Genomic DNA, 15,940 nt, shown 5'->3' on the forward strand with positions numbered 1-15,940 from the left:
CCGATTCGGTTTATCGTGTCACCACTGAATACCGGCTACCGCACCATGACCGACATCGAGCGCTACGTCCGCGCCGCCACCCGCGACAACACGCGGCGCAGCTACCAGGCTGCCATCGACCATTTCGAAACCCATTGGGGCGGCTTTCTGCCGGCCACTGCCGAGGCGGTAGCCCGCTACCTGGCCGACCACGCCGGACAGCACGCCGTGAGCACCCTGCGCCAACGCCTTGCGGCCCTTAGCCAATGGCATATCAGCCAGGGCTTCCCCGACCCGACCAAGGCACCGCTGGTGCGCCAGGTGCTACGCGGTATCCGCACCCTGCACCCGACCCCTCCGAAGCAGGCCGCACCGCTGTTGCTGCAGCACCTGCAAACGGCGGTGCAGTGCTTCGAGGACGAAGCTCGCCAGGCACACGAAAACCATGACCTGACCGCGCTGCGCCGCGCACGTCGCGATGCCGCGTTGCTGTTGCTGGGGTTCTGGCGAGGGTTTCGCGGTGATGAGCTGGCCCGGCTGCGCATCGAACATATCCAAGCCGAGGCGGGTGTCGGCATCACGCTGTTCCTGCCGCGCAGCAAGGGCGACCGGGAAGCGCTTGGCGTGCAGCACCGCACCCCGGCACTCAAGGCGCTGTGCCCGGTCACCGCCTACCTGCAATGGCTGGAAGTGGCCGGCATCGCCCATGGCCCGGTGTTTCGCAAACTCGACCGCTGGGGCAATCTCGGCGACGCGCCGCTCAACAGCAACAGCCTGGTCGGCCTGCTCAGGCGCATGCTGGAGCGTACCGGGGTGCCGGCTGCGTTGTACACCGGCCACTCTCTGCGCCGCGGTTTCGCCACTTGGGCCACGGCCAATGGTTGGGAGCTGAAGGCGTTGATGAGCTACGTAGGCTGGAAAGACGCCAAGTCGGCGCTGCGCTACATCGATGCAGCGCAGCGCTTTGGCGAACTGGCCGTGTTACCGGCCAGCCGGGTGCATCAGCTCACTCCTTGAAGGCGTGGCGGTGAATGCCGGCGATTTCCGGGCGAATGGCGTAGAGGTCGCCGGCATCCGGATAGTGCCGCAGTTCAACCGCGTTCATGCCGAAACGCGCCGTGGTGATGTACAAGGTGGCCATGCCTTCGCCGCCAAAGCAGCAACTGGTCGGGCGTGGCACCGGCATCACCACCTGGTCGGTCAGGTGGCCGTTACGGTCGTAACGCAACAGGCAACTGCCATTGAACTGGCAAACCCACAGCCCGCCCTCACGGTCCAGCGCAATGCCATCCGGGCGGCCCAGCTCGGCGGGGGTTTCGGCGAACAGCACGACTTCGGCCAGGCGGCCTTCCGGCAGGTATTCGGCGCGGTAGATGGAACGGGCGACCGAGTCGACGAAGTACACGGTGTGCCCATCTTCCGACCAGGCAAGGCCATTGGGCAGTGCCATGCCGTCGTGGATCACCTCGTCGCTCAGCTGTGCATCGAAACGGAACAAGGCACCGGTATTGCCGCTCGGCGCTTCGTCCATCAGGCCGCTGACAAAACGCCCCTGGGGGTCGCAGGCGCCATCGTTGAAGCGGTAGGTTGAACGCGGATGGACCGGCACGGAACACTGCCGCACCTTGCGCGCGTTCACGTCAAGAATGGCGACGCTGGAGTCTTCGGTGAAGATCAGGTTGCCCTTGTCGGTCAACGCCAGGGCACCAATGCGCGCCGCCGATTCATACAGGCTCTCGACCTCACCATCCGGGTTCAGCCGATTGATGCGCCCACCGGAGATGTCGACGAAGTACAGCGCGCCGCTGTGCGCGTCCCAGACCGGGCTTTCGCCCAGGTCGGCACGGGTGTTGGCGACCTTGACCGGCACATAGTGGCATTCCTTGATGCGGCTCCAGCGTTCGGCCACTTCCTTGAGGTTGCCCGCCTGCACCCGCGCCAGGTCGCGCGGGTAGCTGACGCCGCTGTTCTCGGTGAAACGGGTGGCGGTGAACTGCCCGTTGCTGGCACGCAGGATGTACCCCGTGTCACGGCACAGTGAACTGGCCAGGTACAACACCCCCGGCGTGACCCATTCGGGCTTGAGCTCTTCCGGTGCGTCGGTCACGCCCCACATGCGGGTCTTGGCCACGGGCGAGATGGCATTGACCAGAATGCCGTGCGCCTGCCCTTCCATGCTCAACGCGTTCATGATGCCGACCTGGGCCATCTTGCCGGCCGAGTAGGCCACCAGGCCGGGCTGCGAATAGCGCTGGTACATGGCGCGGTCCGAGGTGGTCAGCACCACACGCGGCGCCGCCGAGTGCTTGAGGTACTTCCAGGCATGCTTGGCCAGCCACACCGGGGCGTGCACGCTGATGCCCAGCGCACGCTGAAGAAAGCCCTCTTCCTGCGCCTCGATCCCCTGGTAATCGACCCAACCGGCATTGTGAATGAGGATGTCCAGCGCACCGAAATGCTCGATGGCCAGCTCGATCAACTGCTGGCATTCACGTTCGTCTTCCAGTTGCCCGGCATGGGCGACCACGTTGCAGCCCTTGGCCTGCAGGGCCGCGAGCGCCTGGTCCAGTGCTGACGGGTCTTGCCCTTGGCCAGCGCGGTCAGTCCCCAGGTCGCTGATCACCACCCGGGCGCCACGCTCGGCCAGCGCCATGGCATAGGCCAGGCCCAGCCCTTGGGCGGCACCGGTGATGATGGCAACTTTATTATTGAAAGGGTCTGTCATGGGCATTGCGGGGCACCTTCAGATTCTCCTTTTTTACGATAACAATAAAAAAATCAATGACTTAATATTAAAAGCATGCAACTTTGATATCTCAGGGATATCACCGGGCTTTGTCACTCGGGTGCCACGCACTATCATGGCCGCCTTGCAGGGGCGGGCCGGCCGCCTTCCGGGCACCCTGCATGTCGATGAAGGAACGTAGAATGATCGAAACACGTTTGCTCAGGCAGTTCATTGCCGTGGCCGAGGAACTGCACTTCCACAAGGCTGCCATCCGCCTGCACATGGCGCAGCCGCCCCTGAGCCAAGCAATCAACCGCCTTGAAGAAAAGCTCGGCTTCAGCCTGTTCCTGCGCAACAAGCGTGGGGTCAAGCTGACCGCCGCCGGCATGGCCTTCCTGGAAACCGCCTACCGCACGCTCAAGGAACTGGAGCAAGGCATCGAGTACGCGCGCAATGTTTCCGAAGGCATCTGCGGCAAGCTGACCATCACGGCCATTTCCATCGCGTACTACGAGTCGCTGCTCACCACCTTGCGCAGGTTCCGCGAGGTCTACCCGAATGTGCGCCTGACCATCCGGGAGATGCCCTCGGCCTCCCAGGCCAAGGCCTTGTTGGCCGGCGAAGCCGACATCGGCTTCATGCGTAAACTGCCGATGCCGCCCGACATCATCGCATCGCGGCTGTTGCTGAACGAGCAGATCATCATGGCCCTGCCGGCCAGCCACGCCAAAGCGCAGCAGCCCCTGGTCGACCTGCGCGACTTCGCCGAAGAGGACTTCGTGTTCACCCCGCAAGCCCTGGGCAGTGGCTACCACAGCCAGTTGATCGCCCTGTGCGAGTCGGCCGGTTTCTACCCCAAGGTTGTCCAGGAAGCGGCGCAGATCCATACCTTGATCGGCCTGGTGGCCTGTGGTTTCGGCGTGGCCCTGGTGCCCGAGTCGATCGCCTACTCCACGCTGCGCGACCGCGTGCAGTTCCGGCCGATCCGCCCGATCAAGGACCAGCCAACCCCGACCATGGGCCTGTACATGAACTGGAACACTCAGAACGCCTCGCCTGCCTTGGGCAGCTTCATCGCCATGCTCGACCAGGGCGCGCCGAAGCGCTTCAGCGACACCCTGCAGAGCCCTTTGATCCTGTAGCCCTACAGCGTCAGGCGATACTCCTGCAGCCAGGTATCCAGCGCCAAGGCGGTCTCCAGGTTGTTGCGCCGCAGCTGCGAATTGAAGTAGCCCTCGGGCTGGCGCAACTCGGCGGCCAGCTGGCCACGGTCGATGACCTGAAACACCGGCTGGCCTGGCGCATTCAGCAACTGCCCGATGCGCCCCCGCAGGAAGCGTTCATAGGCCAGGTTGGCCGACGTCGGGTACGGGCTCTTGCGCCGCTGCAACACCGCAGGCGGCACCAGGCCGGCGCTGGCTTGCTTGAGCAACCATTTTTCCTCGCCATCCTTGCCCTTGATCGACCACGGCACGTTGTACACGTACTCCACCAAAGTGTGGTCCGTGAACGGCACCCGCACTTCGAGGCTGGCGGCCATGCTCAGGCGGTCCTTGCGGTCGAGCAGAATCGGCAGCCAACGCTGCAGGTGCATGTGGCAGATCTCGCGCATGCGCCGCTCCAGCGGGCTGTCACCCGGCAGGTGTTCGACGCTGTCCAGGGCCTGGTGATAGCAGCTGTCCTGATAGCCGGCAAAGTCGCAGACACGGTTGAACTCCGGGTTGATCAGCCCAGGCTGCAGCAGTTGCATGCGCGACAACCAAGGGAAGCGCGCTGTTGCCACGGCCTGCGGATCGCGGAACCAGGCATAGCCGCCAAATACCTCGTCTGCCGCTTCACCGGATATAGCCACAGTAGAGTGCGCGCGGATGGCCTTGAACAGCAGGTACAGCGAGGTATCCACGTCGCCGAAGGTTGCCGCGCTGTCATTGGCGCGGTACACCGCCAGGCGCGCCGCGTCCGCCACCAGCTCGCGGTTGTCGATCAGGATGGTCTGGTGCTGGCTGCCGATATACTGCGCGGCAGCCAGGGCGTAAGGTTGATCGCGCTCCGGGCGAAACGCGTCGCTCTGAAACTGTTCGGCCTGGCCGACGAAATCCACCGAGAACGAGTTCACCGCCCCGCCCTGCTCCGCCTGCAGCCGTTGTTGCGCCATGGCGGTGAGCAGGGTCGAGTCCAGGCCACCGGACAGCAGCGAGCAGACCGGCACATCGGCGTGCAGCTGCTCGCCCAGCGCGTTGTCGAGCAGCTCGCGGGTGCGCTCGACGGTGGTCGCCAGATCGTCCTCGTGCGCTCGGCGTTGCAGTTGCCAATAGCGGCTGATGCTGACCTGCCCCTGGGGCCGCCAGGACAACCGATGCCCGGGCGGCAGTTCGCTGACCCCGCGCAACGCCGTGCGGGTGGTACCGCGGCTCAGGCTCAGGGCATCCACCAGGCCGACCGCGTCAAGGGCACTGGCGAAGTCGGGGTGCGCCAGCACCGCCTTGATCTCCGAGCCGAACAGCAGCCCCTGCTGGTGACGGGCGTAGTACAGCGGCTTGACCCCCAGGCGATCACGCACCAGCAGGAAGTGGCCATCGCGCGCGTCGAACACGGCGAAGGCGAACATGCCATTGAGGTAGTCGCAGCACTGCTCGCCCCACTCCAGGTAAGCATGCAGCACCACTTCGGTGTCGCTGCGCGTCTGAAACGTGTGCCCGGCCTGGCGCAGGCGCTCGCGCAGGGCATTGTGGTTATAGACCTCGCCGGTGTACACCAGCGCCACTTCCTCACCACTGGCGAAGCGGTAGGTCATCGGCTGCACGCCACCGCTCAGGTCGATGATCGCCAGACGCCGGTGGCCGAGCAAGGCGTGCCGGTGCTGCCAGCTGCCGCTGGCATCTGGCCCGCGCAGGGCCAGGGTGTCGGTCATGGCGCCGAGCACCTGGCGCTGTTGGCTCAGGTCGCGGGTGTAGTCCACCCAGCCGGTAATTCCGCACATGGCTCGCTCCTTACACCTGAAGACGGCGGGTAGGCAGCAGGCCGATCAACGCCTGCAGCCGTTTGGCGATGTCCAGCAGCTGCTGTTCGCTGTCGCGCCGGCCCATGATCTGGATGGCCAACGGCGCCTTGCCGTCGGCACTGAGGGCAACCGGCACGGTGATGGCTGGCAGGCCGCTGAAACTGGCCAGTGGGGTAAAGCCGATCTTCTGCGAGTAATCATGATCGTCGGGTGACGGAATGGTCGAGTCACCCGGTTGCGGGTTGCGCCGGTCGAATGGCCGGTTCGGGTCCATCGGAAAGACCACGAAGTCCACCTGGGCGCTGTCGAACCAGGCAGCGATGCCCGCGCGCACGGCGTCCATGCGCCCATGAATGCGCTGATAATCGCTGTCGCTCACCCCTTCACCGACCTTGAGCGCACTGAGGGTCGACCAGTGCAGTTCGCTGTCGAAGCGGCGTGCCCAGGCGGCCGAGGCCAGCCAGGCGTCACGCGCACACAGCTGCCAGGCATCGCCACGGCAGGCCCACAGTTCAGGCATGGCGACTTCATGCGGCGCCATGCCCAGGTCGGCAAAGGCGGTTCGGGCCTGGCCCAGCATGTCGAGCATGGGCGCGCTGGTCAGTGCCGGGTCCAGGGCGTGCGCCAACACGCCAACCCGGTAGTGCGGCTTGAGCGGTTGCTGATCCCCCAGCAGCGGTGCCAGGCCCAGCAACGGCATTAGCAGGTCGAGGTCGTCGGCACTGCGGGTGACCCAACCGAGGGCGTCCATGCGTGGCGACAGTGGGAATACGCCGGCTAGGCTGGCGGCCTTCTGGGTCATGCGCAAGCCGACCATGCCGCAGTGCGATGCCGGCCAGCGCACCGAACCGAGTACATCGGTACCCAACGAAATATCGCACAGGCCCGCCGCCACGGAGACCGCAGACCCTGTACTGGACCCTGACGGGTCGATGCCCGGGAAGTGCGGGTTGCGGCAGCCTGCGCCGAACGCAATGTTCAACTCGGTGGTCGCCACCTTGCTGGTCAGCACGATGCGCGAATCGAGGCAGGTCAGCGCCTTGGCGCTGCGCTGCGGGTAGTGACGGTAGCTGCGCAGCCCCAGACGGGTCGGCAGGCCGGCGACATCCACGGTGTCCTTGACCCCCAGCCGAAACCACGGTGCCTCGGCCGGGCGGGTGCTGGTCAGGCACCGATAGTGGCTGTCGGCATGGTCGCGCCAGGCGTCGTACTGCGCGGCCCAATCAGCCGCCAGCGCGGGGCTGCGCTGCAGCAGTTCGAGGCGTTTGCGCAGGCTGAGGCCAAGGTATTCGGGCTGCTCGCGGCCACTGGCCAGCGGCGCACCGCAGTGGTTCAGGTAATGGGCGATGGTGCTCTGGGTATCAGCGTGGCTCATGGGTGTATTCCTTGACAGAAGTTGCGGCCGCCCACGGCTGGGGCTTGCCGGTGGCAGACAGGGGCAGATGGGCGACCCGGCGCACGGCGACCGGTCGCGGGTGGTGCGCTGGCCAGTGCGTGAACGCTTCACGCACTGCCCGCTCGGTCAACGTTGCCGAGCTGAACAGCACTTCAAACGCCTCGGCGCGCAGCGCATCGCGCACCGCCACGCAGGCCAGGGTCGGGCAGTGCAGTTGCTGGCTCAGCTCGCTGGCCACACGTGCCAGGTCAAGCCGTACCCCGTTGACCTTGATCAGGCTGCTGGCACGGCCCAGCCATTGAAAGCGTCGGGCGTCCAACGCCAGCACCAGGTCATCGCAACGGTGACGGCTGGCCGGTGCCGCAGCCCCCTGCTCCCGGGCGATACGCGGGCTGCTGACTTCCAGCGGGCTCGGCGCGCCGATCGGGCTGAGCAACGTGACGTCACCCAACAGCGTCCAGGGTTGCTCCGCGTTGCTTTGCGCATCCAGCTCGCGAACGGCCATGGCGCCGGTTTCGGTGGCGCCCAGCAGCTCGATGAAGCGCACCTGCGGCCCGGCATGGCGCTGCACGGTGGCCAAAGCGTCGGGGGGCAGCAGCGAAGCGCTGTGCACCACCAGCACCGAACGCCGTGCCGACAGGCGCGCCAACAGGGTGGGCAACAGCCGCCAGGTACTGGCAATGGCGAGGATCACACAAGGCCCGTCGCCATCGAGTTGCGGCAACACCTGCTGCTCCAGGGAGCAGGCTTGCAGCCGCGCGTTCAGCCATTGCGCGCCGACCTCGCCCAGGATCATGCCGTAGCTGTGCGTGCTCGGCGCAAATGACAGGACCTCGGTCGCGCCAGCCGCCCAGTGGCCGAGTATCAAGGCCGCCTCCTGGGTCATCTGCGCGTGGCTGCGCAGCCACTGGCGGGGCACACCGGTAGAGCCCGATGTGGTGAACAAATGGTCGCTGCTCATTCAGCGGCCTGCAGGGTCAATTGATCTTCAAGCTTCTGGGCGACGAACGCTTCCATCTTCTCCAAGGTTTCAAACCAGTAGCGGACATCGTCACTCAGGTAATCCACTTCGATTTCAAAACAGCCTTCAATAGCGGTGATGACTTCGACGGCCATCAGGCTGTCGAAACGCTCGCCAATGAAGTCGCGAAAACTGTCCTGTTTATCGATGGCGTGGACCTCCTCGCCCAGTAACTGCGCCAATGCCTGACGAATACGCTGCTCAATAGATAAGTTGCTCACGGGCCTGTTGTTCCTTGTGGGTTGCCGGCATTGATTAGTTCCGCTCCCGTGCTGTAGAACACCTGTTCCGGCAGGATCGGGTCGAACTGCAGATAGACAAAAGCATCCGGGTAGTGCGTGGCTAGGCAGCGGTGCAGGCCCTCAGCCAATACCGCGTGGGCTATTGCATCGCGCGCCACCGACAAGGTGATGCGCAGGTAGAACTGCAAGGCGGCGCCGTCACCGTCCACGGTAGGCAACGGCATGCCCGCGCCGAACACGCAGCCAGGCGTCAGCGGGTTGAAAAACACCATGCAGTGCGCAGGCTCGGCACCCAGCGCCTTGAGCTGGCGCGTGAAGGCCAGGGCCAGGCGCTTGCGTTCAATGGCCTGCAGCGGCGCGCAGGTAACAGTGATGGTCGGCATGCCTGCTCCTCACGACAGCTGCAAGTTGGGCAGGTGCAGGCACTTGCCGTCGGCAAACGCCTGCAACAGGCGCCCCAGGCAGCCCGACAACGCGTCGTGCCCCTGCAGGTAGAGCGGCGACCAGGCATACCCCGGGCCGCTGCGCACCTTGTCGAGGAAGAAGCGCAGGTGCGCCAGGTCGACCGGCAACCCCAGCGCTGCGGCCAACGCCACGGCCTGGTAGGTGCTGAGCAGATCAGGGATGCGCTGCCCCTGGTTGGCGAAGCCGCCCTGGCGCACCTTGTGCGCGGCCAGCAGGTCGCTTGCCTGCGCGCGAACATCCCGGCCAACATGGCGCAGGCAGATCAATGCCTGCAGGCTGGCGCGCAAAGAGACCTGCCCACGCGGGTACGCGGCATGCCGGCCCTGCTGGCAGCAGCTGGCGACAAAGGCTTCGAGCTCGACAAGGTCGACACCGGCGTTGTTACCCAGTTGCTGCAGAATCGCCACCGCCGATGCAGTGGACACCAGGTCAGAACCACGCCCCTCCCAGAAACCGAAGCCACCGTCGGGGTTCTGCAGCGAGGCCAGCCAGTGTCCGACTGCCTTGCGTGCGTCGGGGCGGTCAGCGAAGGCACCGGCGGCCAGGCCCCAATTGGTGCAACGCACTTCGGCCCCACGCCCCGGCATGTACATGATCCCGGGCTCGTTCGGCATCTGGCAGCCCTCGATCCAGCGCAGCGCATCCGCCCGCTGTGCATCCGTCATCTGCCCACCGATCACTGCGGCCGCGGTGGTCAGCACATCAGCCGCAGCGTCGACCTGCCGATAGGTGTAACCACCCTGCGGCAACGCCAGGGTCGCGATGAAGCTTGCGATGGCATCTGCCAAGTGTGCCACCGGCTCACCGAGCGCCTTGAGTGAGCCCACCGCACAAAAGGCGGCCCAGACATCTTCGACGTCATAACCCTGCCAGCGCACGAAGGCGCCGCTCGGGCCACGCAGCGCCTCGATCCAGGCGACGCACTGGCCGGGCCCCAGCGGCTGCGCCTGTAATGCTGCGAGGCTGGCCGTGGCGCGGTAGGTCGCCCACAGGCACGGCCGCTCGGCGGCTTCGCTGAAGCGAAAGCCACCGTCGTCCATCTGTTGCGCCTGCAACCAGTCGATCAACCGCGGCACGTCCCAGGCCGGCGCTGGCAGCCCTTGCCGAGCCAGCGCGCGCGCAGCCATCACGCCATAGAAGCAGGCACGGGTATCGGCCAGGTTGCGCCGGGCAAAGTCCGCCGACCAGCTCAGGCCGCCATTGCTGCACTGCAGCCCTTCAAGCCAGGCATACAAGGCATCGGGGTCGGCCACGCGGCCATCGCAAACCTCGACCAAGGTGCGCACCGCATAGTGGGTGGCCCAGACGTCTGCGGTCTGCCCCGGGCACATGGCGTAGGCATCACCGTCGAACAGGGTATGCAGCCATTCGGCGGTCTGGGTGCCCTGCTCGATGGCAATGCCCAAGTCTTTGAGCGTTTCGCAGCAATAGAACGTGGCCCAGGCGTCGGACGGCATGCCTTTGCTCCAGGCGAAGCCTGCGTCACGGTTACGGCGGGACTGAATGTAGGTGTGCAGGCTGGCCGTATCGACGCTGTCGAGGCGCTCGACCCAGGCCAGGCTGCGCACGGCGGCGTAGGTGCACCACAGGTCAGGCTGGCCATTGCCCAGGCCGCGCCCTTGCGCAAAGCGTGGTGCGGTCATTGCTTGCCCCCCACGAAGCGCAGGTTGGTCTTCTTCCAGCTTTTTTGCGAGCCACCACTTTTGTTGATGGCCGACAGGTTGTTGACGAACAGCACGCGGCTCCAGCGCAGGCCCATCAGCTGTTGGGAGCGCTCCAGCAGTTGCGCTTGCAGTTGGCTTTCCTGCGCGTTGTCCCAGTGCACGTCGCGCTCCAGGATCAAGGCGGCGCTGTCGTTCTGGCGGTCGATCTCGATCACGTAGCCGGTAGCGTCACAGGTGCCGTAGACCACCTCTTCGACCGCGCGAATCTCAAGGCTGACACCCGCCACCATGATGCTGTCACTGTCGCGACCATTGATCAGCAGGCTGGGGCTGAGCTGCCCGGGCTGCCACGGCGCGGTGATGGTCACGCTGTCGCCGGTGTCCAGCCGCAGCAACGGGCGGGCATACAGGTTCAATGGGGTGACCACGAGGCGCCCGGTAAGGCCCTCGGCGGGCGTCACCAGCCTGCCGTCGGGCAACAGCAGTTCGAAGTAGTGGGTGGCTGTGGCCAGGCGCATCTGCTGGTCTTCGCCCACGGCGGCCAAGGTGCCGGTTTCGGTGCTGCCATAACTGGCGTCGAACACCTCGCACTGCCAGCCACGGGCCAGACGTTCACGAAACGGCTGAGTGTTGACCTCGCCCAGCAGCATGATCGAGCTCACCGACTGGGCGAAGGTGTGCAACAGGTCCCGCTGCTTGAGGTAGCGGGTCAGCTGTACCAGCACGCCGGGGGCAATGAACAGCACCGTTGGCCGGTAGGTGTCGAAGGTGTTGCACACCCGCTCCCAGTCGGTGATGCCGGTGGTGAACGGATACAGCCGCACATGGGAAATATCCAGGTATTCGCAGACATTGGCGATCAGGTCGCCGACCGGGACGATGTCCGATGGCATCAGGTTGGCCACCCGTGCTCCCGGGCGCAGCACCGAGCGCCAGTGGGCGGCGACGCTGACAGCATTCCAGATGATGTCTTGTTTCAGGCGCGGGGTCGGGGTCGGCTCGCCCGTGGTGCCGGTAGTGGCGTAGTACTTGGCCGCATCGCCCAGGGCCACGGTACAGAACGCCAATGGCTGACGTTTAAGCAAGGCCTTGGCCGTCAGCGGTAATTGCTGAAACGCCGAAAAACGGTAGGGGCCTATCTCTGCGTAGTGGGCGCTGTGCTGTGCTCGCCTCCAGGCTGCTTGCAACTTTCGTTCATAAAACGCGGCATCGGGGAGATGCCCGACATGCTGTTGAAGTTCGCGCTCGGCGTTCTTCAATACTTCGAAATCCTTATCGCCATGAACCAACATCGACTCGCCCTCTCAAATGTGCAGCGCAGAGAATTGGCGAGCGACAGGGGGTTAGTAAAATACTTATTTCTCGGCGACGGTGAGAGTTGCCAGGTATTAATCGGCCTAAATAGGGGCTTTTACGCTCGCTGTATGTAGTACTTTTCTGGCAAAAGCACCCGATTCGGCTTGTGTTTTGGGCGAGGTATCAGACTAAGATGTTTTTAATATTTCACATGCTTTTTGGGGGCTGCAGAAGCGCAGCGCCACAGCCGGGCGATATCACCCGCGCGCGCCTGCAGTAGCGTTGGCGCGTTGGCGCATGCCTGCTCCAGGCTCATCGGCCCGTTGACCAAGGCAAAAGCGGCGTCAATCCCATGGGCATACAGCTGCTGGTAGCCCTCCCCCAGCGTGCCGGCCAGTACAACCACCGGCACACCGTGGCGCTTGGCGACCCGGGCCACGCCCAACGGCGTCTTGCCACGCAGGGTCTGGGCGTCGAAGCGTCCTTCGCCGGTCACCACCAGGTCAGCACCCTGCACCAGCGCATCGAGCCCGGCCAGCTCAGCCACCACCTCCACCCCAGGGCGGAATTGCGCGCCCATGAACGCCTTGGCCGCGAACCCCATGCCGCCTGCGGCGCCACAGCCAGGGAAGTCGCGCACATCCTCACCGCGCAACCGCGCACAGTGATCGGCAAAATGCCCCAGCGCCTGGTCCAGCGCCTGCACCTGTTGCGGGCTTGCGCCTTTCTGCGGGCCGAAGATCGCCGAGGCGCCATTGGGCCCACACAGCGGGTTGTCAACGTCAGCAGCCACCTCGACCTGCACTTCGGCCAGCCGTGGGTCCAGGTCGCTGGTATCGATGTGCGCCAGCCTTGCCAGGGCCAGGCCCCCTTCTTCCAGCGCTTTGCCATCGGTATCCAGGAGGCGCAAGCCCAGGGCGCGCAGCATGCCGCTGCCACCGTCATTGGTAGCGCTGCCGCCAATTGCCAGGACGATACGCCGAGCACCAGCGGCCAACGCGGCAGCGATCAGCTCGCCAGTACCCCTGGTGCTGCTGCGGCACGCATCACGCTGCTCGGTCGGCACCCATTGCAGGCCACTGGCCTGGGCCATCTCGATGATTGCGGTGCGGCTCTGCGCCAGCCACCCCCAACCGGCCTCGACGGTTTGCCCCAAAGGCCCACGCACGGCCAGGCGGCGAAGTTCGCCCTGGCTGGCGGCAAGAATGGCCTCCATGGTGCCTTCACCGCCATCGGCCATGGGGCATTCGACCAGCTCGGCATCCGGCCACACCTCGGCCAGGCCCAGGGCAATGGCGCGGGTGACACCGGCAGCGTCGAGGCTGTCCTTGAACGAGTCGGGGGCGATGACGATCTTCATGGGGATTCTCCTGTCCAGATGAGCGGCATGCTGACAGTTGCCTGGCAAGCTGGCCTCGGTCAAATGCACAAGACAGCAGAGGCGTTGTTTGGGCAAATGCCTTCGCCCCCCCCTCAACCGGCCGGCAGCAGTTGCAACCCCAGGTACAAACTGAGCATGCCTTCCATCCGCAGCGGGTCGACTTCGCCCAGCTCGGCGACCCGTTCCAGCCGGTAGCGAAGGCTGTTGCGGTGAATGCCCAAGGCATCGGCACAGGCCTGGCTCTGGCCATCATGGGCGCACCAGGCCCGCAAGGTCGCAATCAGCTGACCACTCGCGTCCTTGGCCCGGATGCGTTGCAGCGGTTCGAGCAGTTCATCCAGGGCATCGTCATTGCGATGGCGCCACAGCAAGGCCGGTAACCGATAGCGCTCAAGGCTGAGCAGGCGTTCGGCGGGCAGCACCTCCTGCCCATAGGCCAGCAGGTCGCGCACCCGGCGATAGCCTCGGCGCAACTGCTCCAGGCTCTGCGCCACGCAACCAAGGGCCAGGCGCTCGACCTGCCAGCCGTGGCGCTGCAGGCGCTCGAGCAGCCGCGCTTCGTCCAGCACCAAGGCTGCCGGGCGGCACCACAATAGCGACTGGCGTGCGGGGCTGACACACCAGCTGTCCGGGTAGCGGCTGGTCAGCCAGGCCGACAAGGCTTCGGCCGGTGGCCCCGACTCCAGCTCGAACAGGCAGGGCACCCTGGGCAGCTGGGGTTTCAGGCCCAACTGCCGGGCTTCGTCGAGCAACCTGGGTGAATCGCCGCTGCCACCCAGCAACAAGGCCAGCAAATCGTCACAACGCTGCCGCCGCCATTGCTGCTCGACCTGCAGATGGCGCTGGGCCAGGAGCATCTCGGCGGTCATGCGCACCAGCTCGCCATAGGTGCGCAACTGTTGTGGGTCGCCGGTCAGGCCCAGCACCCCCATCAGCCGCCCATCGAGCATCAGCGGCAGGTTCACCCCTGGCTGCACGCCCTTCAGGCACTTTGCCGCGTCCACATCCAGCTCGACGATGCGGCCGTTGGCCAGCACCAGTTGCGCGCCTTCGTGGCGGGTGTTGATACGCTCCGGCTCGCCACTGCCAAGGATCAGCCCCTGGCTGTCCATGACATTGACGTTGCAGGGCAGGATGGCCATCGCCCGATCAACGATATCCTGCGCCAGGTCATGGTCGAGTTCGAACATTCAACGGTCCTTGGGGTGGTAGGCTTTGGTCGCGGGCACAGCAGCCCTGGCCAAGCGCTGTGCAAAAGCACAAAGACAGGCACACCGCAGGCCCGCCAGACTCGTCAGGGCGAGCGCCGGAACAGGCGACGCGGTGACAACCATAACAACAGAGAACCCGATCATGGCACACAGCCCCGCCCCTGACCAAGGCACGGACACCACCCGTAACGCGCTGTACCGGCGCATCACCCTGCGGCTGATTCCGTTCATTTTCATCTGCTACCTGTTCAACTACCTGGACCGCGTCAACGTCGGCTTCGCCAAGCTGCAGATGCTCGACGCCCTGAACTTCAGCGAAACCGTTTACGGCCTCGGCGCCGGTATCTTTTTCATCGGCTACGTGCTCTGCGGCCTGCCGAGCAACCTGGCACTCAACCGCTTCGGCCCACGGCGCTGGATCGCGTTGATGATGATCGCCTGGGGCAGCCTCTCGACCTGCCTGCTGTTCGTCACCACACCCACCGAGTTCTACACGTTGCGCCTGCTGACTGGCGCCGCCGAAGCCGGCTTCTTCCCAGGCGTGGTGCTGTACCTCTCGCGCTGGTTCCCGGCCGACCGTCGTGGCCGGATCATGGCCCTGTTCATGTCGGCGATCCCGGTGTCGGGGCTGCTGGGCGGGCCGTTCTCCGGCTGGATCCTCGAACATTTCGCCGCCGGCCAGCATGGCCTTGCCGGCTGGCAATGGATGTTCCTGATCCAGGGCGTGCCCACCGTCATCCTGGGTTTCCTGGCCATCCGCCTGCTCAGCGACGGCTACCAAAAAGCCACGTGGCTGAGCCCGGCCGAGCGCCAACTGATCGAGGCCGACCTCAAGGCCGACGCCGCCAGCAAACCCGCCACCAGCGGTGACAGCGTGCTCGCAGTGCTGACCAACCCGCTGATCTGGACGTTCGGTTTCGTTTACTTCTGTATCCAGAGCGGTGTGTACGCGATCAACTTCTGGCTGCCGTCGATCATCAAGAGCATGGGCTTCGACAACCCCTTGCTGATTGGCTGGCTGAGCGCCATTCCGTACTTGCTGGCCGGGGTGTTCATGATTGTCTGCGGGCGCTCGGCCGACCTGCGTAACGAGCGCCGCTGGCACCTTGTAGTGCCCATGCTGATGGGCGCCATCGGCTTGCTGATCGCCGTGAACTTCGCCGGCAACCCGCCGATTGCCATCCTCGGCCTGTCGATCGCCACCATGGGCGCGCTCACCGGCCTGCCAATGTTCTGGCCAATGCCCACTGCGCTGCTCAGCGCCGGTGCGGCCGTGGCCGGGCTGGCGGTGATCAACTCGGTGGGGCAGATGGCGGGCTTCCTCAGCCCGTACCTGGTCGGTTTCATCAAGGACCAGACCGGGTCGACCGATGCCGCGCTGTATTCGTTGGCGGCATTGATCGTGGTGGGTAGCCTGGTGGCCTTGCGGGTAACGCGCGCTGGCGCGCTTGCCACGGTAAAGTCCACCTAAAACACCTGCAATGCGCCACAGCCCGTGTGGGAGCCGGCAAACCCGCCCCACACGGTGCTTCAGAATAATAATGCCCCGGTCGTCG

Annotated in this window: 13 protein-coding genes and 1 pseudogene; 3 read left to right on the forward strand and 11 right to left on the reverse strand. The window is 65.2% G+C overall.

Annotated elements, in window-relative coordinates:
- The first annotated feature begins 15 nt into the window (after nucleotides 1-15).
- Entirely contained in the window at nucleotides 16-996 is a 981-nt protein-coding gene (locus HU770_RS17310) for a site-specific integrase (RefSeq protein WP_186664543.1), read from the forward strand.
- Here the strand turns inward: HU770_RS17310 and HU770_RS27365 are convergent.
- Nucleotides 986-2,095 carry an SMP-30/gluconolactonase/LRE family protein gene (locus HU770_RS27365; RefSeq protein WP_309475613.1) on the reverse strand — a complete coding sequence of 370 codons (1,110 nt, stop codon included), beginning with the start codon at nucleotides 2,093-2,095 and terminating at the stop codon, nucleotides 986-988. The genes HU770_RS17310 and HU770_RS27365 overlap by 11 nt on opposite strands.
- Nucleotides 2,096-2,116: 21 nt before the next feature.
- Nucleotides 2,117-2,710, reverse strand: a pseudogene (locus tag HU770_RS27370) (SDR family oxidoreductase); the annotation flags it as partial.
- Between the two features lie 197 nt (nucleotides 2,711-2,907).
- On the opposite strand from HU770_RS27370, the gene HU770_RS17320 reads away from it, so the two are divergent.
- Entirely contained in the window at nucleotides 2,908-3,849 is a 942-nt protein-coding gene (locus tag HU770_RS17320) for a LysR family transcriptional regulator (protein WP_033697770.1), read from the forward strand.
- 2 nt (nucleotides 3,850-3,851) lie between these two features.
- Here HU770_RS17320 and asnB read toward each other — a convergent pair whose 3' ends face one another.
- From asnB to HU770_RS17365, 9 genes are all read right to left on the reverse strand, one after another.
- On the reverse strand, nucleotides 3,852-5,687 hold the full coding sequence (gene asnB / locus HU770_RS17325) for an asparagine synthase (glutamine-hydrolyzing) (protein WP_186664547.1): 1,836 nt from the start codon (nucleotides 5,685-5,687) through the stop codon (nucleotides 3,852-3,854).
- 10 nt (nucleotides 5,688-5,697) lie between these two features.
- Nucleotides 5,698-7,083: an amidase gene (locus HU770_RS17330; RefSeq protein ID WP_186664549.1), complete on the reverse strand. Its 1,386-nt coding sequence runs from the start codon at nucleotides 7,081-7,083 to the stop codon at nucleotides 5,698-5,700.
- Complete coding sequence (locus HU770_RS17335; RefSeq protein ID WP_186664551.1) at nucleotides 7,070-8,065, reverse strand: AMP-binding protein; 996 nt, start codon at nucleotides 8,063-8,065, stop codon at nucleotides 7,070-7,072. The genes HU770_RS17330 and HU770_RS17335 overlap by 14 nt, the downstream gene beginning before the upstream one ends.
- Entirely contained in the window at nucleotides 8,062-8,346 is a 285-nt protein-coding gene (locus HU770_RS17340) for a phosphopantetheine-binding protein (RefSeq protein ID WP_186664553.1), read from the reverse strand. The genes HU770_RS17335 and HU770_RS17340 overlap by 4 nt, the downstream gene beginning before the upstream one ends.
- Nucleotides 8,343-8,750, reverse strand: a complete 408-nt coding sequence (locus HU770_RS17345; RefSeq protein WP_033697759.1) for a hypothetical protein — start codon at nucleotides 8,748-8,750, stop codon at nucleotides 8,343-8,345. The genes HU770_RS17340 and HU770_RS17345 overlap by 4 nt, the downstream gene beginning before the upstream one ends.
- 9 nt (nucleotides 8,751-8,759) lie before the next feature.
- Nucleotides 8,760-10,475 (reverse strand): prenyltransferase/squalene oxidase repeat-containing protein, encoded by a 1,716-nt coding sequence (locus HU770_RS17350; protein ID WP_186664555.1) that lies wholly within the window; start codon nucleotides 10,473-10,475, stop codon nucleotides 8,760-8,762.
- Nucleotides 10,472-11,788, reverse strand: coding sequence for a phenylacetate--CoA ligase family protein (locus tag HU770_RS17355; RefSeq protein WP_186664557.1), 1,317 nt, complete (start codon nucleotides 11,786-11,788; stop codon nucleotides 10,472-10,474). The genes HU770_RS17350 and HU770_RS17355 overlap by 4 nt, the downstream gene beginning before the upstream one ends.
- A gap of 203 nt (nucleotides 11,789-11,991) precedes the next feature.
- Nucleotides 11,992-13,152, reverse strand: coding sequence for a glycerate kinase (locus HU770_RS17360; RefSeq protein WP_186664559.1), 1,161 nt, complete (start codon nucleotides 13,150-13,152; stop codon nucleotides 11,992-11,994).
- Between the two features lie 113 nt (nucleotides 13,153-13,265).
- Nucleotides 13,266-14,363, reverse strand: coding sequence for a sugar diacid recognition domain-containing protein (locus HU770_RS17365; RefSeq protein WP_186664561.1), 1,098 nt, complete (start codon nucleotides 14,361-14,363; stop codon nucleotides 13,266-13,268).
- Between the two features lie 163 nt (nucleotides 14,364-14,526).
- On the opposite strand from HU770_RS17365, the gene HU770_RS17370 reads away from it, so the two are divergent.
- Nucleotides 14,527-15,855 carry an MFS transporter gene (locus tag HU770_RS17370; RefSeq protein WP_186653002.1) on the forward strand — a complete coding sequence of 443 codons (1,329 nt, stop codon included), beginning with the start codon at nucleotides 14,527-14,529 and terminating at the stop codon, nucleotides 15,853-15,855.
- The last annotated feature ends 85 nt before the right edge of the window (nucleotides 15,856-15,940 follow it).

Origin of the sequence: Pseudomonas sp. SWRI68 (assembly GCF_014269165.1) — a bacterium.
Classification (GTDB): domain Bacteria; phylum Pseudomonadota; class Gammaproteobacteria; order Pseudomonadales; family Pseudomonadaceae; genus Aquipseudomonas; species Aquipseudomonas capeferrum.